This is a genomic window from Pseudomonas sp. IT-P395 (assembly GCF_949767675.1).
Classification (GTDB): domain Bacteria; phylum Pseudomonadota; class Gammaproteobacteria; order Pseudomonadales; family Pseudomonadaceae; genus Aquipseudomonas.
Genome location: NZ_CATKPW010000011.1, coordinates 33,435 through 58,938, shown reverse-complemented (window position 1 = coordinate 58,938; position 25,504 = coordinate 33,435). Strand labels below are relative to the sequence as shown.

General features: G+C 59.6%; 19 protein-coding genes. 11 read left to right on the top strand and 8 right to left on the bottom strand.

Features of this window, described 5'->3' with window-relative positions; genetic code table 11:
• Positions 1-143: 143 nt before the first annotated feature.
• From ACM6IN_RS08845 to ACM6IN_RS08830, 4 genes are all read right to left on the bottom strand, one after another.
• Positions 144-1,463 carry an HdeD family acid-resistance protein gene (locus ACM6IN_RS08845; protein WP_414915812.1) on the bottom strand — a complete coding sequence of 440 codons (1,320 nt, stop codon included), beginning with the start codon at positions 1,461-1,463 and terminating at the stop codon, positions 144-146.
• A 118-nt stretch (positions 1,464-1,581) separates the two neighbouring features.
• Positions 1,582-5,256 (bottom strand): translocation/assembly module TamB domain-containing protein, encoded by a 3,675-nt coding sequence (locus tag ACM6IN_RS08840; RefSeq protein ID WP_414915811.1) that lies wholly within the window; start codon positions 5,254-5,256, stop codon positions 1,582-1,584.
• A complete protein-coding gene (locus ACM6IN_RS08835) occupies positions 5,253-6,980 on the bottom strand; it encodes an autotransporter assembly complex protein TamA (protein WP_414915810.1) in 1,728 nt (575 codons plus the stop codon). The genes ACM6IN_RS08840 and ACM6IN_RS08835 overlap by 4 nt, the downstream gene beginning before the upstream one ends.
• A 66-nt stretch (positions 6,981-7,046) precedes the next feature.
• Entirely contained in the window at positions 7,047-7,697 is a 651-nt protein-coding gene (locus tag ACM6IN_RS08830) for a GNAT family N-acetyltransferase (protein WP_007912451.1), read from the bottom strand.
• A 320-nt stretch (positions 7,698-8,017) separates the two neighbouring features.
• Between ACM6IN_RS08830 and xthA the strand changes: the two genes are divergently transcribed.
• Together xthA and ACM6IN_RS08820 are read left to right on the top strand one after the other, a co-directional pair.
• Positions 8,018-8,830: an exodeoxyribonuclease III gene (gene xthA / locus ACM6IN_RS08825; RefSeq protein ID WP_007917227.1), complete on the top strand. Its 813-nt coding sequence runs from the start codon at positions 8,018-8,020 to the stop codon at positions 8,828-8,830.
• 188 nt (positions 8,831-9,018) lie between these two features.
• Positions 9,019-10,353, top strand: a complete 1,335-nt coding sequence (locus tag ACM6IN_RS08820; RefSeq protein WP_123376217.1) for a substrate-binding domain-containing protein — start codon at positions 9,019-9,021, stop codon at positions 10,351-10,353.
• A gap of 145 nt (positions 10,354-10,498) precedes the next feature.
• On the opposite strand, the gene ACM6IN_RS08815 is transcribed toward ACM6IN_RS08820, so the two are convergent.
• Positions 10,499-11,728 carry an acyl-CoA dehydrogenase gene (locus tag ACM6IN_RS08815; protein WP_007917231.1) on the bottom strand — a complete coding sequence of 410 codons (1,230 nt, stop codon included), beginning with the start codon at positions 11,726-11,728 and terminating at the stop codon, positions 10,499-10,501.
• Positions 11,729-11,885: 157 nt separating this feature from the next.
• Here ACM6IN_RS08815 and ACM6IN_RS08810 point away from each other — a divergent pair, with 157 nt between their 5' ends.
• The 3 genes from ACM6IN_RS08810 to ACM6IN_RS08800 all read left to right on the top strand — a co-directional run bounded on the left by ACM6IN_RS08810 (position 11,886) and on the right by ACM6IN_RS08800 (position 14,416).
• Entirely contained in the window at positions 11,886-12,821 is a 936-nt protein-coding gene (locus ACM6IN_RS08810; protein WP_007917233.1) for a LysR family transcriptional regulator, read from the top strand.
• Positions 12,822-12,973: 152 nt separating this feature from the next.
• Positions 12,974-13,372, top strand: coding sequence for a MerR family transcriptional regulator (locus tag ACM6IN_RS08805; protein WP_007917234.1), 399 nt, complete (start codon positions 12,974-12,976; stop codon positions 13,370-13,372).
• A 144-nt stretch (positions 13,373-13,516) separates the two neighbouring features.
• Entirely contained in the window at positions 13,517-14,416 is a 900-nt protein-coding gene (locus tag ACM6IN_RS08800) for a hydroxymethylglutaryl-CoA lyase (protein WP_123376218.1), read from the top strand.
• Positions 14,417-15,020: 604 nt separating this feature from the next.
• On the opposite strand, the gene ACM6IN_RS08795 is transcribed toward ACM6IN_RS08800, so the two are convergent.
• Positions 15,021-16,718 (bottom strand): AMP-binding protein, encoded by a 1,698-nt coding sequence (locus tag ACM6IN_RS08795; protein ID WP_414915809.1) that lies wholly within the window; start codon positions 16,716-16,718, stop codon positions 15,021-15,023.
• Positions 16,719-17,012: 294 nt separating this feature from the next.
• On the opposite strand from ACM6IN_RS08795, the gene ACM6IN_RS08790 reads away from it, so the two are divergent.
• The 4 genes from ACM6IN_RS08790 to ACM6IN_RS08775 are packed head-to-tail and all read left to right on the top strand — an operon-like array spanning position 17,013 to position 22,574.
• Positions 17,013-18,176: an isovaleryl-CoA dehydrogenase gene (locus tag ACM6IN_RS08790; RefSeq protein ID WP_007917237.1), complete on the top strand. Its 1,164-nt coding sequence runs from the start codon at positions 17,013-17,015 to the stop codon at positions 18,174-18,176.
• Between the two features lie 12 nt (positions 18,177-18,188).
• Positions 18,189-19,796, top strand: coding sequence for a carboxyl transferase domain-containing protein (locus ACM6IN_RS08785; protein WP_123376221.1), 1,608 nt, complete (start codon positions 18,189-18,191; stop codon positions 19,794-19,796).
• 13 nt (positions 19,797-19,809) lie between these two features.
• Positions 19,810-20,625, top strand: a complete 816-nt coding sequence (locus ACM6IN_RS08780) for a gamma-carboxygeranoyl-CoA hydratase (protein WP_414915808.1) — start codon at positions 19,810-19,812, stop codon at positions 20,623-20,625.
• Positions 20,625-22,574, top strand: coding sequence for an acetyl/propionyl/methylcrotonyl-CoA carboxylase subunit alpha (locus ACM6IN_RS08775; RefSeq protein WP_414915807.1), 1,950 nt, complete (start codon positions 20,625-20,627; stop codon positions 22,572-22,574). Before ACM6IN_RS08780 ends, ACM6IN_RS08775 begins: the two co-directional genes overlap by 1 nt.
• Positions 22,575-22,614: 40 nt before the next feature.
• Here ACM6IN_RS08775 and ACM6IN_RS08770 read toward each other — a convergent pair whose 3' ends face one another.
• Positions 22,615-23,274, bottom strand: a complete 660-nt coding sequence (locus ACM6IN_RS08770; RefSeq protein WP_007917250.1) for a LexA family protein — start codon at positions 23,272-23,274, stop codon at positions 22,615-22,617.
• 130 nt (positions 23,275-23,404) lie between these two features.
• Here ACM6IN_RS08770 and ACM6IN_RS08765 point away from each other — a divergent pair, with 130 nt between their 5' ends.
• Positions 23,405-23,743, top strand: a complete 339-nt coding sequence (locus ACM6IN_RS08765; RefSeq protein ID WP_007917252.1) for a DUF6124 family protein — start codon at positions 23,405-23,407, stop codon at positions 23,741-23,743.
• Positions 23,744-23,963: 220 nt separating this feature from the next.
• On the opposite strand, the gene ACM6IN_RS08760 is transcribed toward ACM6IN_RS08765, so the two are convergent.
• Complete coding sequence (locus ACM6IN_RS08760; RefSeq protein WP_157279732.1) at positions 23,964-24,128, bottom strand: hypothetical protein; 165 nt, start codon at positions 24,126-24,128, stop codon at positions 23,964-23,966.
• 96 nt (positions 24,129-24,224) lie between these two features.
• Here ACM6IN_RS08760 and ACM6IN_RS08755 point away from each other — a divergent pair, with 96 nt between their 5' ends.
• Entirely contained in the window at positions 24,225-25,376 is a 1,152-nt protein-coding gene (locus ACM6IN_RS08755) for a M14-type cytosolic carboxypeptidase (protein WP_095113712.1), read from the top strand.
• Positions 25,377-25,504 lie beyond the last annotated feature (128 nt).

Here is a 25,504-nt window from a genome sequence, read left to right as displayed (position 1 = left end):
CTTTGCAATTAGTTGACCAGTGGAGTTGGTTTTTGTGTTGCACAGGCGGACGCCATCGCGAGCAGGCTCACTCCTACAAGGGAACGCATTTCGAATGTAGGAGTGAGCCTGCTCGCGATTGGAGCGACTCGGTGTGAAGTCGGTCAGGATTCGTCAGTTGGATGCACAGGTGGCGGCTGCACAGGATGTACCTCGCGCCCCCGCAACGCAGCGCCCACATACCCAAACGCACGCTTGCTCACCGCATAAATGCTGTGCCAACCCGGCGGTGCCGGCTCGATGGCGGCATGCAACGCCCGCGCATAATCGAGCACCAGTCCGGGCGTCCACGCCATCGCCTCTGCCCGTTTGCGCACTTGCGCGGCAACCCAGAACTCGGGGCTGAAAATGACCCGGGCGAAATCCAGCATGCTCGAATGGCCCCGGTTCATCGCTCCCTCAAGGGCCGCTTCGAGGCTATGAGCGACGGCGCTGGAACAATTGCGACTGGTGAGGTTGTACGTGCTGTTCTGCCGATACGCAGTCCAGAACGCATGCAGGCGTCGGGCGTCGTAATGGGCAAAACTGACCTGCACCGAAGACGGACACCAGTCAGCCACCTCCCCCGCATAATCCGGCAAAAACCTGCCGGCAACATCGTTGTTCGGCGTCGCCCGCAGCAGTCGCACAAAATCCCCCGCCGAACGATCGATGTCGTCCTGCGGGTAATGGCTGATGTAAATGTCCGGGCCACATTCCAGCGCCGCATGACCGGCGGAGATCACGCCGTTGATATCGACCGCCGCGATGTAGCGGTTGAGCAGGCGGTTGCGCACTAAGGTGTCGTCGACGGTGCCACTGGGGGTCCAGACGTGAATCACCAACGCATCGCTGCTGGCCGGCGCACTGACCGACAAAGGGCTTGTCAGCGGCGGCTGGTTTTTGAAGCGCACGGCTTGCCGCAACAAGGCGCAACCGGTCAGGAAAAGGCTCATGCCAATGCAAAACGGCACCGTGCCCTTATACAGCGTCGGATACGGCTCGAGGATAAACACGCCAAAGCCGATTTCGAACAACCCCGCCAGCAACGACACCTGCCAACCGACAAAGCGCACCACCAGCGCCGCCGCCAACCGAAAGCCGCCATCGAGCAGAAAAGCCCCACCAAACAGCACCGCCAGAATCAGCCCGGCGGCATGTTGCCGGTCGACGATCAGCAGCCCCAGCATGAGAAAAGCCAGTCCGCGCGCTCTGCGCAGGGCCGCAGCGGTCCCGGCTTGTGGTGCCGGCACCAGCAGCAGGATCAGCGCTTCGAGCAACAACAGATAGCCGAAGAGATGCAGCGGGAAATACAGCACGCCGTCCAGCGCATCAATGAAGATGCCCACACCGGCCGCGCCCCAGACAATGCCCGTCAGCGCCAGCGCGGACCAACGCTTGCGGACGAATTCGTGACCGAGCAAGACCATACTCAAGCGGATCATAGGCGTCTCTGTTGTTTTCGGGCAGCCGCCAATCGCGCAGCATTCAAGTAGCGCTGAGTCTAATTCATTCTGCAAAAGCCGGATCGCAGCGACGCGACCCGGCCATGGGAAACGCGCGTTAGAAATCGCGTTTGTAGAAGATATCCAGCGAACTCGCAACGCCACTCGCCGCTTCGACGTAAACCTTCTTGCTCAGCTTGTAGCGCAGCGCAATGGTGCTGGCCGGTTCAAACACGCCCACGCCATAACGCAAACTGAGCTTCTCGGTAATATTGCCGCTGGCCACAACACTGGTGGCATCGCCGCTGCCCGCCGTGTCGAGCTGGAAGTCCTGAATCCCCAGATCCTTGGCGAGGCTGCTGGTGACCCCGGAACTGCCCATCAAGCCCAGACCCAACGCCGCTTGCGCGAGCATGTTGTTGTCTTCGCCGTTGGTGCTCAGCGGTCGGCCGAGGACCAGATAGGAAAGCGCCTGCTCCTGGCTCATCGCCGGCTCGGAGAAGATCTGTGTGGTCGGCTGCTCGGCGCTGCCGCTCAGGCGAATACCGGCGATCACGTCGTCGGTCTGGCGGATCGCTTCGATGTCCAGATACGGCTGATCGAGGGGGCCGGCGAACAACAGACGTGCACGCCGCACTTGCAGGCGCTGGCCGTAGGCACTGTAGCGGCCGTCGTTGAGCCACAGCTCGCCACGGGTATCCATGTTGTCGCCGATGTGCACATGACCTTGCACGTTGGCGGTCAGACCAAAACCGGCGAAGGCCAGTTTGTCTTCACCGACCACCACGTCGATATCCATTTTCATCGCCATCGGTGGTTTGCCCTCTTCGGTCTGCGCACCGACGATGATCGTGTCATCGGAGACTTTCACCGTTGATGGCGGCAATTCGCGCACGGTGATTTCACCTTTGGGCACCTGCACTTTGCCGGCGATCTTCAGTTCGTCGCCAGCCATGGAAATCTTCAGGTCCGGCGCCACTTCCAGCTTGGCGTACGGCTCGACGGTGACCGGCAATTGCGTGCCCTTGAGCGCCAGATCGACCACCAGCGCCTGCCCCCAGGCCACATTGCCGTTCAGACTGCCCTGCCCGCTCTTGCCGCTTTTCCAGCCGCCGTCGAGGCGTACCGATTCGCCGGCAATCAGCGCGGTGAGTTGCAGGTTCTGCAGCTCCATCGGCAACTCGGCGCCGGACACTTCGCCGTCACTGAGCTGCACGGTGCCGTTAACCAGCGGCGCCAGCAATCCACCGGAAATCGTGCCGCTGCCATTCAGGCGCCCGGTGAGTTTCTCGACCATCGGCACAAACGGCCGCGCCACCGACAGATCCAGCCCGCTGAGGCGGAACGAGCCGCTCAGCGGTTTGTTTTTCGGCAGTGGATTGAGCTGCGCCTGCACCAGCAACTCGCCGAGTTTGCCGCCGACGAAATTGAGTTCGGTGTCGACGCGCTTGGGCGTGAGTTTGCTGGTGAGTTTCAGGGTCTGATACGGGAAATCCAGCCACTGGTCCTTTTCCCTCATGCGCAAGGTGCCGCCGCTGGCGTCAATGCTGACCACGCCATTCGGGCCGCTGGCCGGCAGATCCAGTTGCAGATCGGCGTTGAGCTTGCCCTTCCAGGCAAAGTCTTTCGGCAGCCATTGCGCGAGGCTTTCGATCGGGAACTGCTTGAGGTGGTAGCGCAGTTTCGGCTCCGGCATCAGGCGCTGATCTTCACCGCACAGGCTGGCGTCGCCGGACATCCAGCAATGAGCGCCGAAGTTGATCTTGCCGTCGGCCAGACGTTCTAGCTTGGCAGGGCTTTGCAGTTTCCAGTCCTGGCCACCGGCCTGAATGTCGCCGCTGGCTAAACGCCCGCGCCAGTTGCCCTTGTCCAGATTGCCATCCAGACCAAGGGCCAGTTTCAGTTTCGGCCCGATCAGGTCGAGGTTGAGTTTCTGGTTCTTGATGTCGCCTTGGGCGCTGGCGGTCAACACGCCCAGGTTGGTGTCACCTGCCTGAATCCCGCTGCCTTTCAGATCGATTTTCGCCCGTTGCGCGCTGTCGAGGGTGGCGTCGAGATTGAGGCTTTGCAGGCGATTGTCCTGGAACGCCAGTTGCGAACCTTGCAGGCCAAGTTTGCCCTGCGGCGCCTTCAGCGTGCCGGCCACATTGACCTGGCCGTTGACCTGCCCGCGCAGTTGCGGCCAGAGCTGAGCCAGGCGCGACAGCTTGATGTCGATCTGCCCGGTGAGCTTCTGTTGCAGACTGCCCTTGCCGCTGATGCTGTTATCGCCGAGGCGGATTTGCAGGGCGTTGAGATTCCACTGCTCGCCAGCGCCGTCGGCCTTGGCCTGGAGGATCGCCGGTTGACCGCGCAGCTTGCCTTTCAAGTCGAGATCGGCGGTGAGGCTCAGCCGTTCATTCTTCATTTCGCCTTGGCTTTTCAGTGGCCCGGCCAAAGTGCCCGGCAACTCGGCGACCCAGTACGCCGGGTTGAGTGCTGACAACTCCAGTGCGGTGTCCCAGGCGATGCCGTCGGCGAACTGCACATTCACATGGCCTTCAGCCTTGCCCTGCCCGGCTTGCATTTTCAGTTGCGGTAAAGCGATCTGTTTAAGACTGCCGCTGAACGGACTGCTCAGGGTAAACGCGCCCGCCGGGCCATCCAGTGCGGCGTCGAAGTTACCGAGGTATTGACCGTCGGTGTAGGAGACTTCGCCAGTGAAGGTACGCAAGGCGACTTGGGGCTCGTCGATTTCGTTATAGAGACGATGCCACGGGAAATCCTGCCAGTTGATATTGGCTTGCGCGCTGAGGCCTTTGCTCCAATCGACACTGCCAGTGAGTTTCAGGCTTTGCTTGTCGTTGGCCGTCAGATCAAGGCCGGCGATCTGCGCGCCGCTGGCGTCGACTTTACCTTTGAGCAACAACGCCACCGGACCTTTGTCGGCGGGCAGCGTGGCGTTGCCGTTGAGCTGGTAACCGTTTTTCAGGTCGCCTTCGCCGGTCAACACCAGTTGATTGAGTTGCAGAGTGTCCGGTAAATCAGCGCTCGGTTTGAACGCCTCGGAGGTGATGCGCACTTTCGCCGGCAGGTTTTCAACCAGCGGTTGCAGTTCGCCGCTCAACTGGCCGTCGAGGTAACCACGGCTGTCGGCGTGCAGGTTGAGGGTTTTCAACAGGTCGCCGTCGATCTTCAACGCCAGTGACCACGGCCCAGTGCCCGGGGATGGCAGGGTCAGGTCACCGGCGATGTTCAACGGCCAGTTGCCGCTCGGTTCAAGTGTGCCGGACAGGTTCAGGCTGAGGTCGTCGCGCTGCAATTTCACGCTGTCGATCTGCATGCCCTGGGCAGTCCAGTGCGCCGCCAGTTGCAGGCCCTTGAGCTGTTCGCTGCCGTTGAACAACAGGCTGCCAACCTGCACGTCGCCCAGCTCGATGGCCACCGGCAATTGCAGATCCGGCAGTTTGATCGGGCCGCTCTCGGTCGTCTCTTCGCTCGGCGGGAATTGCAGAATGACCTGGTCAGCCTGAAGCTGTTCGATGCACAGGGTCATACGGGTCAGGCACTGCGGTGACCAGGCGAAGATTGCCTTGTTCAGTTCGACGCGGCTGCTGTCCTGCTGCCACAGCAGATGATCGGCACTCCATTGTCCGCCGAGGCGTCCCTGGAAATTCTCCACTGTCAGACCCGGTACGAGGCCCAGCACCCAGCGGCTGCCGGCCGCCGTGCCGAGTACGGCGGTGACACTCAACACAATCAACAACACCAGCGCCAACAACGCCAGCGCCGTAATTTTCAAACCACGCTTCACAGCTCAGGCCCCATGGAAAAGTGCAGCCGGATGCCGCCATCGTCGTCGAGTGCGTGGGCCAGGTCGAGGCGGATCGGCCCCACCGGCGAGACCCAGCGCACACCAATACCGACCCCGGTCTTGAGATTCGGCAGTTCGAGTTTGTTGAAAGAGTTGCCCTGGTCGACGAAAGTCGCGACGCGCCATTTCTCGGCGATCGAGTATTGATACTCGACGCTGCCGGCGACCATGTAACGCCCGCCGATCCGGTCACCGTCGGAGTTTTTCGGCGACAGACTCTGGTAATCGTAACCGCGCACGCTCTGATCGCCACCGGCGAAGAAACGCAGCGACGGCGGAATCGAGTTGTAGCCGTTGGTGGCACTGCCGCCGACCTGCACGCGACCAAGGAAGCGGTGTTTGTCGAATACCGTGGTCAGGCCTTTGACCAGCGCGGTGCCATATAAAAGGTTGTTGTCCGAGCCGAGGCCTTCCTTCGCCACTTTGCTCTCGAAGCTCAGGCGATAGCCGTTGTGCGGGTCGATACGGTTGTCGCTTTTCAGGTACGAGTAGCTGATGCCGGGCATCAGCAAGGTACTCAGGCCCGAATCGTCGCCGAGTTCATATTCTTCGCGCTGCCATTTCAGCGAGATCACCCGCTGCCAGCCGCTCGGTAATTTGCTGTGCCATTCCGGGCCAAAGGTCAGCAGCTTGCTCAGCGTATCGGAGCCGTCGATGTCTTCGAATTGATAGCCACCGGCCCAGCGCAGTTTGTCGGTCAGTGGCGGGTCGAGCGGGATGTCGTAGAACAAGCCGACGTTTTGCCGTGGCGCCGAGAGTTCGGCTTCCCAACCATAACTGTCGCCTTGCGGGTTGACCCAGTGGCGCGTCCAGTTGGCTTTGATGCGCGGGCCGACGTCGGTCGAGTAACCGAGGCCCAGGCCCATGGTCCGTGGCTTGCGCGTGTCGAGTTTGACCTCCACCGGGATCACGTCATTTTTCGCCGTGGTCGGTGCGGCATCGACGCGCACGCCTTCGAAATAGCCGCTCGATTGCAGATCGCGGTTCAGCTCAGCGATCAGCTCGGAGTCGTACGGTTCGCCTTCCTTGAACGGCACCATGCGTTGCAGCAGGTCTTCGTCGAACGGCGTGTCACCTTCGAATTTGACTTTGCCCAGCGCATAACGCGGGCCGCTGTCGTAGATCAGTTCGATGTCGGCCACCCCGGCGCGCGGGTCGACCATGAGTTTTTGACTGGTGAAATGGCCACTGAAGAAACCGAAGCGCGAGGCCTGATTCTGAATAAGTCTTTTGGCGTCTTCGTAACGCCCATGGTTGAGCACCGCGCCGGACTTGAGCGCATCGCTTTTCGGTACACGAAAGGATTTGAGGGAGGCAGCCGGGCCGTCGACACGAATGGTGACGTTGCGCAGGTGAATAGGCTCGCCGGGATCGATGTTCAACACCAAGCGCGGCTTGTCGCCGCCCTTGACGTCACTTTCAATCTGCGGCTGGTAGTAGCCCAACGCCTGGGCCGCCTTGCGCGCCTGCTCTTCGGCACCGCGACTGAAGCGCTGCAGGGCTTCTTCGTCACGGTCGCCGAGACTGCCGATATAGCCTTCTATATTGGCCTTGAGTTCATCGTTGGACGGTTTGATCCGCACATCCAATTCACTTTGCGCCAGCGCCGCGCAGCTGGTTAACAGCATGAGCACGCCACTGGTAAATCTTCCTGGAAACTTCATAGGCGCGGATGCTATCACGGGCTTGGGAGCGTGATAGAACAGGAAATTTCCCAAGAAGTTCGATTGTTATGCTGTTGCAGTTTGTAACACCTGCGGGTTGGCGTGGAAAAATACGTGTTCGCGCACCGGTCCGACGGCAACCTCGCCGATCTCCTCGTAACCCTGCCTTTTATAGAATTCCAGATAACGCGGGTTGCCGGTGTCGAGCACCACACCTTGCGAGGTTTCGTCGACCGCGCACCAGTTGTGTACCGCCGTCAGCAATTGCTCGCCGAAATGTTTGCCCTGGAACTGCGGGTGAATCCCCAGCAGCGGCAGCATGTGCACGGAATCGCTGGGCACGCAGGCGGCAACGGCATCGTGGTATTCAAGGTAGCGGCGGGTGCAGCGGAAACCGGTGCTGAGCACCATGCGCAGGCGCCACGCCCAGCTTTCGGTGATGCCCAAACGGCGTTGCGGTGGCGCGATCAGGGCGATGCCGATCAGGCGGTCGTTGACCAGCAGGCCGATGGCCGGCAGATCCTGCAGAAAGTGTTGTTTGACCAGTTCGCGCACCGTTGCCCGCACGCGCTGTTCGTAGCCGGGGCGCTCAGCTTCGAACAGGTAGCCGAAGGTCGGTTCGTGGCGATAGGCCTGATAAAGCAGCGAGCGGGCTTCGCGCGAGTAGCCGCGGTCGAGCATATGAATGTCGGCGATGGCGGTCTGGGTTTCAGGCATGACGGTGATTCTCCCCGGGCGCGTTCAAATGGCGGCGCTCTTGTTGGTACGAACCTTTTGGCAGTGACACAGTTCCCCACAGGTATAGACCAACTCGGGATCTTCATCGACCGGGTTGGCCCCATCGCTGGCAAGCCAGCTACCACAGGTTTCTCTGGTGTACATGAATGTTATGAACGACGCGGACATTGTGGGAGCTGGCTTGCCAGCGATGGGGCCCTCCGAGGCAACACATGTCCCACAGGCCAAAATGATTTCTCCCACACTGGCCCATCTCCCCCATGTCAGCTAGCATCGCCCTTTTGCCAGGACTGCCGACCATGAAGATCGTTTCCTTCAACATCAACGGACTGCGCGCCCGTCCGCATCAGCTGGCAGCGCTGATCGAAAAACATCAGCCGGACGTCATCGGCCTGCAGGAAACCAAAGTCCACGACGACCAGTTCCCGCTCGAAGAAGTCCGCGCCCTCGGCTACCACGTGTACTTCCATGGCCAGAAAGGCCATTACGGCGTGGCGATGCTCTCGCGTCAGGAACCGATCGCCATCCACAAAGGTTTCGCCACCGACGAAGAAGACGCCCAGCGCCGCTTTATCTGGGGCACCTTCGCCGACGCCAATGGCGTGCCGGTGACCATCATGAACGGCTATTTTCCACAGGGCGAAAGCCGCGACCACCCGACCAAATTCCCGGCCAAGCAGCGTTTCTACAGCGATCTGCAAACGCTACTGGAAAGCCAGTTCCACAACGAGCAGCCGCTGGTGGTGATGGGCGATGTGAACATTTCCCCGGAAGACTGCGACATCGGCATCGGCCCGGACAACATGAAGCGCTGGCTGAAAACCGGCAAATGCAGCTTCCTGCCGGAAGAACGCGAGTGGATGGCGCGCTTGAAGAATTGGGGCCTGACGGATAGCTATCGCCACCTGAACCCGGACGTGACCGACATGTTCAGTTGGTTCGATTACCGCAGCCGTGGGTTTGAGGATGAGCCGAAGCGTGGCCTGCGCATTGACGTGATTCTGGCGTCGCATGGTTTGTTGCCGCGGGTGAAGGCCGCCGGGGTTGACTATGAATTGCGCGGGATGGAAAAACCGTCCGATCATGCGCCGATCTGGCTTGAGCTCAGCTGATCCCCAGCCTTACGCAATACCTGTAGGAGTGAGCCTGCTCGCGATAGCGGTGAATCAGACGACATAAATGTTGACCGGTACAACGCTATCGCGAACAGGCTCACTCCTACATTGAATCGGTGTCATCTTTCGGTCATGCGCCTGACTTAATCTCCCCGGCAATCCCCTTGGCTTGATTCGGTGCCGGCATGACCCTGCGTGTTCTGTGCGTTTTTCTCTTGAGTGCGTGGCTGACGGTTTCGGCCGCCGCCCTGCCCCTTCCTGAAAACGGCCCGGCGCTGCGCATTCAAGGTTCCAACACCATCGGCGCCGAACTCGGCCCGGCACTGGTCGAAGGCCTGCTGCAGGAACAGGGTTTGCTGAAGATCCACCGCGAAACCCCGGACAACGCTAATGAATTGCGCATCGTCGGCCAGACCCACGAAGGCAAACGCGTGGTCGTTGAAGTCGCCGCCCACGGTTCCAGCACCGGTTTCACCGCGTTGAAAAATGCCAGCGCCGACCTGGCGGCGTCCTCTCGCGAGATCAAGGACAGCGAGCTGCTCAGCCTGCAAACGCTCGGCGATCTGAAAAGCCCGGCCGCCGAGCAAGTCATCGCCATCGATGGCCTGGCGATCATCCTTCACCCCGACAATCCACTGCATCAACTCGACACAGAGCAACTGGCGCGGATCTTCAGTGGTGAGGTGAAAACCTGGGAAGACCTCGGCGGACGTGGCGGCGCCATTCATTTATACGCGCGCGATGATCAGTCCGGTACCTACGACACGTTTAAGGAATTGGTCCTGAGCCGGCGTGGGAAAAGTCTGAGCAGCAACGCGAAAAGGTTTGAGTCCAGCGAGCAATTGTCCGACGCAGTCAGCGCGGATCCACAAGGCATCGGCTTCATCGGTTTACCCTACGTGCGCCAGGCCAAAGCCGTGGCCATTGCCGATGGCGCGTCGCAATCGATGTTGCCGCTGAACAGCCTGATCGCCACCGAAGACTATCCACTGTCGCGGCGCTTGTTCTTCTATCTGCCGCCCGACAGCAAGAATCCGTGGGCAAAGGCATTGGTGACATTTGCGCAAAGTCGTCAGGGCCAGGCAATTGTCGCCGCCAACGGTTTCATCAGTCAGACCGTGCATGCGATGAGCGTCGCGCCGAATGCGCTGATGCCCGAGGGTTATCAATCCCTCAGCCGTCACGCCCAGCGTCTGACGGTGAATTTCCGGTTTGAAGAAGGCAGCGCGAGTCTGGATAACAAGGCGCGGCAGGATCTGGCACGGGTGTTCGACTATATAAAGCGCCATGACAAGACCGAGCGCGCGGTGACATTGGTCGGGTTTGGTGATGCCAAGGACGACCCGGCGCGGGCGGATCTGCTGTCGAAGCTGCGGGCGATGGCGGTGCGGCGGGAGTTAGTGAAAAACGGCGTGGTGTTGCGTGAGGTTCGTGGCTTTGGCGCGTTGATGCCGGTGGCGGCGAACAATGCGGATGAGGGCAGGATCAAGAATCGGCGGGTTGAGGTTTGGGTGTATTGAGTCTGATGTTGATGTGTTGCACCTGCTGATGCCATCGCTGGCAAGCCAGCTCCCACAGATTTCTCTGGTGTTCACAAAATTTGTGTTCACTGGAGATCCCTGTGGGAGCTGGCTTGCCAGCGATGAACGCTAACGCGGTGCTGAATCAGCGCTCGCTTCGCAGCATCTCCTTCGGCACATATTTGCCGATCTCGAACTTGCCAATCGCCGCGCGGTGCACTTCGTCCGGGCCGTCGGCCAGGCGCAAAGTACGTTGCATGGCGTACATGTAGGCCAGCGGGAAATCGTTCGAGACCCCTGCCCCTCCATGCATCTGGATCGCCCGGTCGATCACGCGCAGCGCGACGTTCGGCGCAACAACCTTGATCTGCGCGATTTCGCTCTTCGCCACTTTGTTACCGACGGTGTCCATCATGTACGCCGCTTTCAACGTCAGCAGACGTGCCATGTCGATTTCCATCCGCGAGTCGGCGATCTTGTCGACGTTACCGCCCAGACGTGCCAGTGGTTTACCGAATGCAGTGCGGCTCACCGCACGTTTGCACATCAATTCCAGTGCACGTTCGGCCATGCCGATCGAGCGCATGCAGTGGTGAATCCGGCCTGGGCCAAGACGACCTTGAGCGATTTCGAAGCCGCGCCCTTCGCCGAGCAGGACGTTTTCGTACGGCACGCGCACGTTGTCGAACAGCACTTCGGCGTGGCCGTGCGGAGCGTCGTCGTAACCAAACACCGGCAGCGGACGAACGATTTTTACCCCGGGAGTATCGACTGGCACGAGGATCATCGAGTGCTGGGCGTGGCGCGGCGCATCTGGATTGCTCAGGCCCATGAAAATCAGGATTTTGCAGCGTGGATCACAGGCGCCGGAGGTCCACCATTTTTTGCCGTTGATCACCCACTCATCGCCGTCACGCACGGCACGGGCGGCCATGTTGGTTGCATCTGAGGAGGCCACGTCCGGTTCGGTCATGGCGAATGCCGAGCGGATTTCGCCGCGCAGCAATGGTTCGAGCCAGCGCTGTTTCTGTTCTTCGTTGGCGTAACGCACCAGCACTTCCATGTTGCCGGTGTCCGGCGCCGAGCAGTTGAACGGCTCCGGGCCTAACAGCGAGCGGCCCATGATTTCTGCCAGTGGCGCGTATTCGAGGTTGCTCAGACCGGCACCGAGTTCCGACTCCGGCAGAAACAGATTCCACAAACCTTCGGCCTTGGCCTTGGCTTTGAGCTCTTCCATGATCGCGGTCGGCTGCCAGCGATCGCCTTCGGCAACCTGGCGTTCGAACACCGCCTCAGCCGGATAAACGTAAGTGTCCATGAACGCGGTCACGCGCTCACGCAGTTCTTGCACCTTGGGCGAATAAGCGAAATCCATGATCAATTACCTTCTTGGGCAGAGGTTGTTCAAGTCATGCAATCGATGCTAGAACAGCGCTGATAATTTACCTAGCCTATTCTCGGCGTGTATAAACATTCATCACCGATATATGATCCAGTGATCGTCAGCCCTTAAAAACAAGAGAAGCCGCGTTATGAATCTGAGCAAGGTCGACCTCAACCTTTTCATCGTCTTCGACGCGATTTACACCGAAGCCAACCTGACCCGCGCCGGGCAGATTGTCGGCATCACTCAGCCGGCGGTGTCCAACGCATTGGCGCGGTTGCGCGAGACCTTCAACGATCCGCTGTTCGTGCGCACGGCTCAGGGCATGGTGCCGACACCGATGGCACAGAACATCATCGGCCCGGTGCGTAACGCGCTGTCGTTGCTGCGTGTGTCGGTACAGGAAAGCCGCATTTTCAACCCGGCACAAGCGGTCAAGACTTACCGCATCAGCATGACCGACCTCACCGAGGCGGTGATTTTGCCGCCGCTGTTTCAGCGCCTGCGCCGCCTGGCGCCGACGGTGATCATCGAAAGTTTTCTGTCCAAACGCCGCGAAACCACCAAAGAGCTGGCCGCCGGGCGTCTGGATTTCGCCGTGGATGCGCCACTCAACACCGACCCGCAGGTGCGCCACGTCAAGCTGATGGAAGACCGCTACGTCTGCGCGATGCGCAAAGGGCATCCGATGGCGGGCAAGGAAAAGCTCTCGCTGGATGATTACCTGTCGCTGACCCATATCCATATTTCCAGCCGTCGCAGTGGCCTGGGTTATGTCGATCTGGCGCTGGGCAAAATGGGCATTCAACGCAAGATCGCCCTGCGTTCGCAGCACTATTTGATGGCATCGCAGGTGATGCAGCAGACCGACATGGTCATGACCGTGCCGGAGCGCTTTGCCCGTCGCCATGAACTGCAGGCGTTTAATCTGCCGGTGAATGATGTGCCGCCGGTGGAGACGCATCTGTATTGGCATGAAAGCACTGACCAGGATCCGGCGAATCGCTGGATGCGCGAGCAGATGATCGAGTTGTGCCAGCAGGTGACGGCGCAGGAGAAGAAGCTGGATAAGCAGGTGGTGTAAGGAAAGATCAAAAGATCGCAGCCTTCGGCAGCTTCTACATTTGGAATCTATCACCCCTGTAGGAGCTGCCGAAGGCTGCGATCTTTTTCTTGCTTGACGTAAACGTCAACCTGCCATTAGCTTAGCGCCAAGACCTTTTTCCGAGCGCTTCCATGAGCAGCCAGACTTACAGCATCTCCGACCTCGCCCGCGAGCTGGACATCACCACCCGGGCGATCCGCTTTTATGAAGAACAAGGCCTGCTCAGCCCTGAGCGCCGTGGCCAGGAACGCATCTATTCGCCGCGCGACAAGGTCAGCCTGAAGCTGATCCTGCGCGGCAAGCGCATCGGTTTTTCGCTGGCCGAATGCCGCGAATTGATCGAACTCTACGACCCGTCCAGCGGTAACACCAAACAGCTCAACAGCATGCTGGCGAAAATCACTGAGCGTCGCGAGCAGTTGGAACAGCAGTTGCTGGATATCGAACAGATGAAACTGGAACTCGATACCGCTGAAGAGCGCTGCGTCCAGGCGTTGGAGCAGACGCTGAAGAGCCAGCAGGCGATCTGACTAACAACATAAATCCCCCTGTAGGAGTGAGCCTGCTCGCGATCGCGGAGTGCCAGATGAAAATTGCTTGACTGATACACCGCTATCGCGAGCAGGCTCACTCCTACAGGGGTTCTCCACAAATTCAAAAGAGCAGGTCAGCCCATGTCCCTCCCCTCCCAAGTACGCCTGATCGAAGTCGGCCCGCGCGATGGCTTGCAGAACGAAGCCCAACCGATCAGCGTCGCTGACAAGGTGCAACTGGTCGATGCTTTGAGCGCCGCTGGCCTCGGCTATATAGAAGTCGGCAGTTTCGTCTCTCCGAAATGGGTGCCACAAATGGCCGGTTCCGCCGAAGTGTTCGCGCAGATTCAGCGCAAGCCCGGCGTAACCTACGGCGCACTGGCGCCGAACTTGCGCGGATTTGAAGACGCCATCGCTGCCGGGGTCAAGGAAGTCGCGGTGTTCGCCGCCGCCTCCGAAGCGTTCTCGCAACGCAACATCAACTGCTCGATCAGCGAAAGCCTGGCGCGCTTTGCGCCGATCATGGAAGCCGCGCAGCAGCACGGCGTTACCGTGCGCGGTTACGTGTCGTGTGTGCTCGGTTGCCCGTACGAAGGCACGGTCGCGCCGGAGCAAGTGGCGATGGTCGCGCGCGAGTTGTATGCGATGGGCTGCTACGAAGTTTCGCTGGGCGACACCATTGGCACTGGCACTGCGGGCGCGACGCGCCGCTTGTTTGAAGTGGTGTCGGCGCAAGTGCCACGGGAAAAACTCGCCGGGCATTTCCACGACACTTACGGCCAGGCCATGGCCAACATCTACGCCAGCCTGCTTGAAGGGATTTCGGTGTTCGACAGCTCTATCGCGGGCCTCGGCGGCTGCCCGTACGCCAAAGGCGCGAGCGGTAACGTTGCCACCGAAGACGTGGTGTACCTGCTCAACGGCCTGGGTATCGAGACCGGTATCGACCTGGACGCCTTGATTGCCGCGGGTCAGCAGATCAGCGCGGTGCTCGGTCGCCCGAGCGGTTCGCGCGTGGCCAAGGCTCGTAGCGCGCAGTAAGGGGGGAAGGTGTTACCGCTGTGTCCGGAATGTGGGTTTAAGCGAGTAACACGGAAACAAATTGTCTGGTTTCGCTGGAGCGAAAATCTGGCGAAATTTTCAAACCTTTGATTTATAAGGTTTTTTAAAAGTTGGCACGGCTTCTGCTATCTCTATGGCATAACAAGAATAAAAAGCAGCAAACCAATAAAAATAAGACGTACCGACTCTGACATAACAAAAACAACACGGCAGAGACGCAGCTAACAGATTTTTTTGGAGAAGGTGTGCTTTTCAGGGTGCTCTCAGGAGTGACCCGCAACCGGGCAGAGAACAATAAAACTACCTTCAGGTAGCTCCCGAATCGGTTGGATCGCTTAGCGAGAAAGCAGATCAGCGCTCAAAAAAATACGTTTGCTCTTGACCCCGGATGGGGGTCGCCAAAAACAGCGGTAAAGGGCCACGGTTGCCAAAAACAACAACAGACCGACCCTCAATAATAAAAAAGAGCACGCGACGACAAAATTAAAGGGGAGCTTCGGCTCCCCTTTGTGCTTTCTGTGATTTGTGTTTTCACCGCAAATCCCTGTGGAAGCTGGCTTGCCAGCTCCCACAGGGGTGGTGGTTAACGCTCGATTGTTTTCAGTTCTTCGATACTGATCTCACGCATCCTGAATTTCTGGATCTTGCCCGTCACCGTCATCGGAAACTCTTCAACGAACTTGAAGTGCCGTGGCGTCTTGAAGTGCGCGATACGTTCCTTGCACCAGGTTTGCAGCTCCAGCTCCGTGGCGCTGTGGCCGGGGTGGAGTTTGATCCAGGCGACAATCTCCTCACCGTAACGCGAGCACGGAATGCCGATCACCTGCACATCCGCCACCGCCGGATGGGTGAAGAAAAACTCCTCAAGCTCACGCGGGTAAATATTCTCGCCGCCACGAATGATCATGTCCTTGTTACGCCCGGCGATGTTGACGTAACCCTCCTCGTTCATGCTCGCCAGGTCGCCGGTGTGCATCCAGCCCGCGTCATCGATGGCTTCGGCGGTGGCTTGCGGATTGTTCCAGTAACCGAGCATCACACTGTAACCACGGGTACACAGTTCGCCGATGGTGCCGCGTGGCACGAGGTTGCCGGCCTCGTCGATGATCTTGCTTTCCAGCTGTGGCTGGGTGCGGCCGACGGTGGTCACGCGCAATTCCAGCTCATCGTTCGGCCCGGTCTGCAGTGACACCGGACTGGTTTCGGTCATGCCGTAAGCAATTTGCACTTCACTCATGTGCATTTCGCTGATCACCCGGCGCATCACTTCTATCGGACACGTCGCGCCGGCCATGATCCCGGTGCGCAGGCTCGACAGATCGAATTGGGCGCGTTGTGGCTGGTCGAGCATGGCGATGAACATGGTCGGTACGCCGTAAAGGCCGGTGGCTTTCTCTTCGGCGACGGTTTGCAGGGTCAGTAAAGGATCGAAGGCATCGTTGGGGTAAATCATCGTGCTGCCGTGGGTGATGCAGCCGAGGTTGCCCATGACCATGCCGAAGCAGTGATACAGAGGCACCGGGATCACCAGGCGATCGCGCGGGGTCAGGCCGATGCTTTCGCCAACCATGTAACCGTTATTGAGGATGTTGTAGTGGCTGAGGGTCGCGCCCTTGGGGAAACCGGTGGTGCCGGAGGTGTACTGGATGTTCACCGGCTGATCAAAGTGCAGGCTGTTGCTGCGTTCGTGTAGTTGTTCGGGGGAGAGACTGGCGGCGAGATCTGCCAGCTCCGACCACGGCAGGAAACCTGAGGGTGGCTGCGCATCGAGGCTGATCACGCCGCGCAGTTCGGGGAGGCGTTCGCTACGCAGTTGGCCGAGGGGTTGCTCGGCCAGTTCCGGCACCAGGCCTTGCAGCATGCCGTGGTAGTTGGAGGACTTGAACGCCCCGGCGCAGACCAGCCATTGGCAGCCGGATTGTTTGAGCACGTATTCCAGTTCGGAACTGCGGTAGGCCGGGTTGATGTTGACCAGGATCACGCCGATTTTTGCGGTGGCGACTTGCGTGATGCACCACTGCGCGCAGTTCGGCGCCCAGATACCGAGCCGATCCCCCGCCTGCAAACCCAGGGCAAGCAGCGCTCTGGCGTGCAGGTCCACCGCTTCGGCCAGTTGTCGCCAGGAATAACGCAACTGCTGATGGCGGACCACCAGCGCTTCACCGTCGGGGTATTGCGCGACAGTCTGATCGAACTTCTGCCCGATGGTCATCGCCAGCAAGGCTTTGTCCTGTGAACCACGGGTGTAGCTGCGCGGCGGGTTTGCACTGGGTTGATCCATGACGACCCCTATTGTCTTTATTTATGGGTTGCCGACGGTCACTTGTAGGAGTGAGCCTGCTCGCGATCTCGATCCATTAGTCAACACTTACGTCGACTGACACGACGCGATCGCGAGCAGGCTCACTCCTACAAAATCTAATCAGCTTTCAATCTTGAACTGCCCCTACTGTCGCTCAAGTTGACGTTAACGTAAAGGGTGATTGACAGCCCTTCATCGCAGGCTTACGTTAACGTAAAGGTGAGAGCTGAATGACCGCCCTCCCCACCCTACAAAAAAGCCAAAAGGTGACCCATGAGCTATCCATCCCTGAACTTCGCCCTCGGTGAAACCATCGACATGCTGCGCGATCAGGTTCAGTCCTTTGTCGCCAAGGAAATTGCTCCGCGCGCTGCGCAGATCGACAGCGACAACCTGTTCCCCGCCGACATGTGGCGCAAATTCGGCGACATGGGCCTGCTCGGCATCACCGTGCCGGAGGAGTACGGCGGCGCAGGCCTGGGTTACCTGGCGCACGTGGTGGCGATGGAAGAAATCAGTCGCGGTTCGGCCTCGGTGGCGCTGTCCTACGGCGCGCATTCCAACCTCTGCGTCAACCAGATCAACCGCAACGGCAACCACGAGCAGAAATCCAAATACCTGCCGAAGCTGATCAGCGGCGAGCACGTCGGCGCACTGGCGATGAGCGAGCCCAACGCCGGCTCCGACGTGGTCTCGATGAAACTGCGCGCCGATAAACGCGGTGACCGCTTCGTCCTCAACGGCAGCAAAACCTGGATCACCAACGGCCCTGACGCCAACACTTACGTAATCTACGCCAAGACCGACCTGGAAAAAGGCCCGCACGGCATCACCGCATTCATCGTCGAGCGCGACTGGAAAGGTTTCAGCCGCAGCAACAAATTCGACAAGCTCGGCATGCGCGGCTCCAACACCTGCGAGCTGTTCTTTGATGACGTCGAAGTGCCGGAAGAAAACATCCTCGGCGTGCTCAACGGCGGCGTAAAAGTGTTGATGAGCGGCCTCGATTACGAGCGCGTCGTGTTGTCCGGCGGCCCGACCGGGATCATGCAGTCGTGCATGGACCTGATCGTGCCGTACATCCACGACCGCAAGCAATTCGGCCAAAGCATCGGTGAATTCCAGCTGATTCAGGGCAAAGTCGCCGACATGTACACCCAACTCAACGCCAGCCGCGCTTATCTCTACGCAGTTGCGCAGGCTTGCGAGCGCGGCGAAACCACCCGCAAGGACGCCGCCGGGGTGATCCTCTACACCGCCGAACGCGCCACGCAAATGGCCCTCGACGCGATCCAGATTCTCGGCGGTAACGGTTACATCAATGAGTTCCCGGCCGGTCGTCTGCTGCGTGACGCCAAGCTGTACGAAATCGGCGCTGGCACCAGTGAGATCCGTCGCATGCTGATCGGTCGCGAACTGTTCAACGAAACCCGCTAAACGGAGCTGGCCATGGCTACCCTGCACACTCAGCTCAATCCCCGCTCAGCGGAGTTCGCCGCCAACAGCGCGGCGATGCTCAAACAGGTCGACGCCCTGCACACCCTGCTCGCCCAAGTGGCGCAGGGTGGCGGCGCGAAAGCCCAGGAACGCCACACCTCGCGCGGCAAACTGCTGCCGCGCGAACGCATCAACCGTTTGCTCGATCCGGGCTCACCGTTTCTGGAAATCAGCCAATTGGCCGCCCACGCCGTGTATGGCGAAGACGTGCCCGCCGCTGGCGTGATTGCCGGGATCGGTCGGGTCGAAGGCGTCGAGTGCATGATCGTCGCCAATGATGCGACGGTGAAGGGCGGTTCGTACTACCCGCTGACCGTGAAAAAACATCTTCGCGCACAGACCATCGCTCAACAGAATCGCTTGCCGTGCATCTATCTGGTGGATTCCGGCGGCGCCAACCTGCCGCGTCAGGACGAAGTGTTTCCGGACCGCGAGCACTTCGGGCGGATCTTCTTCAACCAGGCCAACATGAGCGCGATGGGCATTCCGCAGATCGCCGTGGTCATGGGCTCCTGCACCGCTGGCGGCGCTTATGTGCCGGCGATGGCCGACGAAGCGATCATGGTGCGCAATCAGGCCACCATTTTTCTCGCCGGCCCGCCATTGGTGAAAGCTGCGACCGGTGAAGTGGTCAGCGCCGAGGATCTGGGTGGCGCCGATGTGCACTGCAAGATTTCCGGGGTCGCCGACCATTACGCCGAGAGCGACGAACACGCCCTCGCCCTCGCCCGCCGCAGCGTCGCCAACCTTAACTGGCGCAAACTCGGTGAAGTGCAGCAACGCGCGCCGATTGCACCGCTGTACGCCAGCGATGAGTTGTACGGCGTGGTTTCGGCTGATGCCAAGCAGCCGTTCGACGTGCGCGAAGTGATTGCGCGACTGGTCGACGGTTCGGTGTTCGATGAATTCAAAGCGCTGTTCGGTACCACGCTGGTCTGCGGTTTCGCCCATTTGCACGGTTATCCGATCGCGATTCTGGCCAACAACGGGATCCTCTTCGCCGAAGCCGCGCAGAAAGGCGCGCACTTCATCGAGCTGGCCTGTCAGCGCGGCATTCCGCTGCTGTTTTTGCAGAACATCACCGGCTTCATGGTCGGCCAGAAATACGAGGCCGGCGGCATCGCCAAACATGGCGCGAAACTGGTAACGGCGGTGGCTTGCGCGAAAGTGCCGAAATTCACCGTAATCATTGGCGGCAGCTTCGGCGCCGGTAACTACGGCATGTGCGGGCGCGCTTACGATCCGCGCTTCCTGTGGATGTGGCCGAACGCGCGGATCGGCGTGATGGGCGCCGAGCAGGCGGCGGGCGTGTTGGTGCAGGTCAAACGCGAGCAGGCTGAGCGCAGCGGTCAGGGTTTCAGTGCCGAGCAGGAAACCGAGATCAAACAACCGATCCTCGACCAGTATGAAGAGCAGGGTCACCCCTACTATTCCAGCGCACGGCTATGGGACGACGGCGTCATCGACCCGGCGCAGACCCGCGATGTGCTGGCCCTGGCCCTGTCCGCGTCGCTGAACGCGCCAATCGAACCGAGCCGCTTCGGCGTGTTCCGGATGTGATCGGGAGAATCTCATGAGTGATTTCAACACCCTCGAACTGCAGAGCGACCCACGGGGTTTCGCCACGCTGTGGCTCAACCGCGCGGAAAAGAACAACGCCTTCAACGCCGAGATGATCCGCGAGCTGATCCTCGCGCTGGACAAAGTCGCCAGCGACGCCAGCCTGCGTTTCTTGCTGGTGCGTGGCCGTGGCAAGCACTTCAGTGCCGGCGCTGATCTGGCGTGGATGCAGCAATCGGCCGAACTCGATTACCACACCAACCTCGACGACGCCCGTGAACTGGCAGAGTTGATGTACAACCTCGCCAAGCTGAAGATCCCCACCGTGGCTGTGGTGCAAGGCGCGGCATTCGGGGGCGCGCTGGGGTTGATCAGTTGCTGTGACATGGCGATTGGCGCCGATGACGCGCAATTCTGCCTGTCGGAAGTACGCATTGGTCTGGCGCCGGCGGTAATAAGCCCGTTTGTGGTGCAGGCCATCGGCGAACGCGCTGCACGTCGATATGCCCTGACCGCCGAACGTTTCGGCGGGCAACGTGCGCGCGAAATCGGTTTGTTGTCCGAGAGCTATCCGACCGCTGAACTTGATCAGCAAGTCGAGCACTGGATCAACAACTTGCTGCTCAACAGCCCCGCCGCGATGCGCGCCAGCAAGGACCTGCTGCGTGAAGTCGGCAACGGCTCACTGACCCCGGCGCTGCGCCGCTACACCGAAAATGCCATCGCCCGTATCCGCGTCAGCCCGGAAGGTCAGGAAGGCTTGCGCGCCTTTCTGCAAAAACGTCCACCGAGCTGGCAAGCCGCAACCACCACCAAGGAGCCGCATTGATGAGCGCACCCGTTCTCACCACCCTGCTGGTGGCCAACCGTGGCGAAATCGCCTGCCGCGTGATGCGCACCGCCAAAGCGCTGGGCCTGACCACGGTCGCCGTGCACAGCGCCACCGACCGCGAGGCGCGGCACAGCCGGGAAGCGGATATTCGCGTCGACCTGGGCGGCAGCAAAGCCGCCGACAGTTATCTGCAAATCGACAAACTGATCGCAGCGGCCAAGGCCAGCGGCGCGCAGGCGATTCATCCGGGTTACGGTTTTCTCTCGGAAAACGCCGGCTTCGCTCGTGCCATCGAAGCGGCCGGGCTGATTTTCCTCGGCCCGCCCGCCTCGGCCATTGACGCCATGGGCAGCAAGTCCGCCGCCAAAGCGCTGATGGAAACCGCCGGTGTGCCTTTGGTGCCGGGTTATCACGGCGAAGCACAGGACCTCGACACCTTCCGCGATGCCTGCGAACGCATCGGTTATCCGGTGCTGCTCAAAGCCACGGCCGGCGGTGGTGGCAAAGGCATGAAAGTGGTCGAGGACGTCAGCCAGTTGGCCGAAGCCCTCGCCTCCGCTCAACGTGAAGCGCAGTCGTCGTTCGGCGATTCGCGGATGCTGGTGGAGAAATACCTGCTCAAACCGCGTCACGTGGAAATCCAGGTGTTCGCCGATCAACATGGCAACTGCCTGTACCTCAACGAGCGTGACTGCTCGATTCAACGACGCCATCAGAAAGTCGTCGAAGAAGCGCCGGCACCGGGCTTGTCCCCGGAACTGCGTCGGGCGATGGGCGAGGCGGCTGTGCGCTCGGCGCAGGCAATCGGTTATGTCGGCGCCGGTACTGTGGAATTTTTGCTGGATGCGCGCGGTGAGTTCTTCTTTATGGAGATGAATACGCGCCTGCAAGTGGAGCATCCAGTGACCGAGGCCATCACCGGTCTGGACCTGGTCGCGTGGCAGATCCGCGTGGCGCGTGGTGAGGCATTGCCGATCACTCAGGAGCAGGTGCCATTGAACGGCCATGCGATCGAAGTGCGCTTGTACGCCGAAGATCCTGCGAATGACTTCCTGCCGGCGACCGGACGCTTGGCGTTGTATCGCGAATCGGCTGAAGGGCCTGGACGCCGGGTCGATAGCGGGGTTGAAGAAGGTGACGAAATTTCGCCGTTCTACGACCCGATGCTGGGCAAGCTGATTGCCTGGGGCGAGGATCGTGAGCAGGCGCGCCTGCGTCTGTTGAGCATGCTCGACGAATTCGCGATTGGCGGATTGAAGACCAACATCAACTTTTTGCGGCGGATCATCGCACACCCGGCGTTTGCGGCGGCGGAGTTGGATACCGGATTTATTCCGCGTTATCAGGAGCAATTGCTGCCTGCGCCGGGCGCGTTGAGCGATGCGTTCTGGAACGCGGCGGCTCAGGCGGTGGCGCAGAGCCTGCCGCAGTTGGCGCGCCAGGATGACCCGGCTTCGCCATGGTCACTCAACAGCGGTTTGCGTGCGGGATTGCCTCGGGAAATCACCCTGCATTTGAGTTGCGAGGGACAGGATCGAGCACTGACGCTGAATGCCGATGATCACGCCAGACTGTCCGGCGAAGCCCTCATCGTCGAGCACGATGGCGTACGTCGTACGTTGCGGGCTATCCGCCAAGGTGATGCGCTTTATCTGCAATGGGAAGGTGAGTTGCGGCGCATCGAGACGCATGACCCGATCAGCGCCGTCGAAGCCAGTCACAGTCATCAGGGTGGCCTGACTGCGCCCATGAACGGCAGCATTGTCCGTGTGCTGGTCGAGGCCGGGCAATCGGTCGAGGCCGGTGCGCAACTGGTGGTGCTGGAAGCAATGAAGATGGAGCACAGCATCCGCGCGCCGCATGCGGGAGTGATCAAAGCGCTGTATTGCCAGGAAGGCGAAATGGTCGGCGAAGGCAGCGCTTTGGTTGAACTGGAAGCAGTGTGATGGGGAGGATCGATCCTACGCCGGGCGCGGATCGATCTGACTAGTAACGCGCCGTTGCCTGAACCACAACACCGATGATTCGACACTCATCGGTCAGCAGGGCTTTCGGCCAGGTCGGATTGAGCGGCACCAGGTAACGCTGGCCGCCCTCTTCGTCGAGTTTGCGGAAGATCGCTTCAGGGCTGTCGGGCCACTGGGCGATCACCAGTTTGCCGGGCACCGCTTCGGCCGCCGGGTCGACCAGAATCAGCATGCCTTCGGCGATGCTCTGGCCACTGGGGGCGGTCATTGAATCCCCCGTCACCGTCAGCCAGAACGCCGGGCCACGCGCATGGTAATCCGTCAGTTCGAAGCGCTGCTTGCCGGATGCCTTGGTGTAAGACGCCGGATCGTTCTCGCGCACCTCGCAGGTCGTCTGCCAATCGCTGACCGGGTAACGGAAGTACGGGTTGTACTTCTGCGCCAGCGGCATCTCGTCGTCCGCCATTGGTTGCGGTTCACGGATCACCAGCACCACTTCGAGGAAATCCATGCCCAGCGCCTGCAGCACGCGGTTCATTTCCGTGATGCCGGGTTCGCGACGCTTGTTCAGCCAATGGCCTATCCCGCCCTGGGACATGCCGACGCGCTCTCCGAGCTCTGTTTGAGTGATTTTGAGTTCACTCATCTTGGCCTTGACCAACTCAATCCATTTATCCATGTGCAGCACCTTACGTCGACGCCTTCGGCCAACAAAACACATATTGTAGTATTTAAATTCTGGTCACAACTACACAGAGTACTATTCTGAAAGCACGGATTTACAATCGACCAAGGAGTGCTTCTTCATCATGAATATCAGCAGCAAAGACTTGCCCGACCTGCAAATGGACACCAGCTTCACCTCCCCTCAGGGCAATGCGGCAGCGCAGCGAGCGCTGGACTATTACTTGAAACCAGCTGTTTCAGAACCAGAGGTCGACGAGCGTTTTTTCGATGTCAGGCGCCATCTCAGTGGCGAAGAAGCCCTGGTACACGCCTCGGACCTGCTGCGCTGTGCGGCAGCCACTGCGTTCAAGGCAGCCGAAAGCCTTCAAGGCGCGAGTCGCGATCTGGCATTTTCAGTGGTGCACATGGTGGATATGGCGCGGGCGATGGTCGACCATTCGCTCGATGGCGATGAAGCCTGAGAGGGACGCGAGTGTGGGCGGACGGGAAAGAATTTTCCAATCGCGCAGATAAAAACATTTGACTTGCAAATGATAATGATTATTATTGCATGCAGCTGGTCGCGAGATCAGTCGATGGACCAGAGACCTTAGGTCGGTCTTCTGGACTATCTCCTCATCAGGCTAATCACGGTTTTTGACCCGGCTTTTTGCCGGGTCTTTTTTTGCCCGTTTTTCGGGCTTATGGCTTCAGGCTAATGAAGTCTTTAAGTGCTGCAAATTCGATGGCGCGGATAATATCAAAAGAATATCGCTTGGCAAGCGAGGCCCGGCCAGATTGGGGCAAACTAATGACAATTAGCACTTGAGAATCAATCGCACAGTCTCTAAGCTGCTTGCGCGTCATGGAGGACGCCCCCCGCCACACCCCGCAATTCCCCTCGGTTTCAGCCCTGCCTGCGTGTAAAGTAACGGCCATAAAAATCATATTCAGGAATCGATTATGACCGTGGCCAAATCTTCGTTCGACATCAGCGCCAACTTCGACAGCGGCAACATCCAAGTCATCGACATCAGCAACCCGCTCAATCCGGTTCTGGCCATTCGCCCGGACACCCGCAGCGCTCACTTTCAGTGGTTCCACTTCAAGGCCAGCGGCCTGCATGTTCATCAGGAACATTGGTTCCGCCTGGTCAACGCCAGCCAATCTTCCTATAACAAAGCCTGGACCGGCTATCAGGCAGTCGCCTCCTACGACCACGTCAACTGGTTCCGCATTCCAACCAGTTTTGAAGGTGATAGCCTGCGCTTTTGCCTCGAAGCCGAGCAAACCCATGCATGGTTCGCCTACTTCGAACCCTACAGCCGTGGCCGTCACGACTGGTTGATCGATCAGGCACTGAGCAAGGCCGGCACCGAATTGCTGGCAACCGGCAAGAGCGTCGAAGGCCGCGACATTCAGCTGCTGCGCAAAGGCACCGGTGCCGAAGGCCAGCGCAAAGTCTGGATCATTGCTCAGCAGCATCCGGGCGAACACATGGCCGAATGGTTCATGGAAGGCGTGATCGAACGCCTGGAAAGACATGACGATCCGGTGCTGAACAAGCTGCTGGCGAGTGCCGATCTGTACCTGGTGCCGAACATGAATCCGGACGGTGCCTTCCACGGTCACCTGCGCACCAATGCCATGGGCCAGGACTTGAACCGCGCTTGGCAGAACGCCAGTCAGGACGTCAGCCCCGAAGTACTTTTCGTACAACAACAGATGGAAAAGTATGGCGTCGACCTGTTCCTCGACGTACACGGCGATGAAGAAATCCCCCATGTGTTCACCGCCGGTTGCGAAGGCAATCCGGGCTACACGCCACGAATCGAGAAGCTCGAAGAGCACTTTCGCAGCCACCTTAAACACACCACCAAAGATTTCCAGACCAAGCACGGCTACACCCGCGACGAACCGGGCCAGGCCAACATGACCCTGGCCTGCAACAGCGTCGGGCAGAAATACGACTGCTTGTCGCTGACCTTGGAAATGCCGTTCAAGGATCACGACGACCATCCCGACAAAGCAACCGGCTGGTCGGGCAAGCGCTCAAAACAGTTGGGCAAAGATGTGCTGACCACCATCGCTGACATGGTTGATACCCTGCGCTGATCCCCTCCTCCGTCCCTTAGAAGATCGCAGCTTGTCTGCGATCTTTTGCTTTTTGCCATTCACACACTCGCGCAAACAGGTTGCAAAATAAAACCCGTACTAATACCGTGATCAAGGTTTTATTTTGA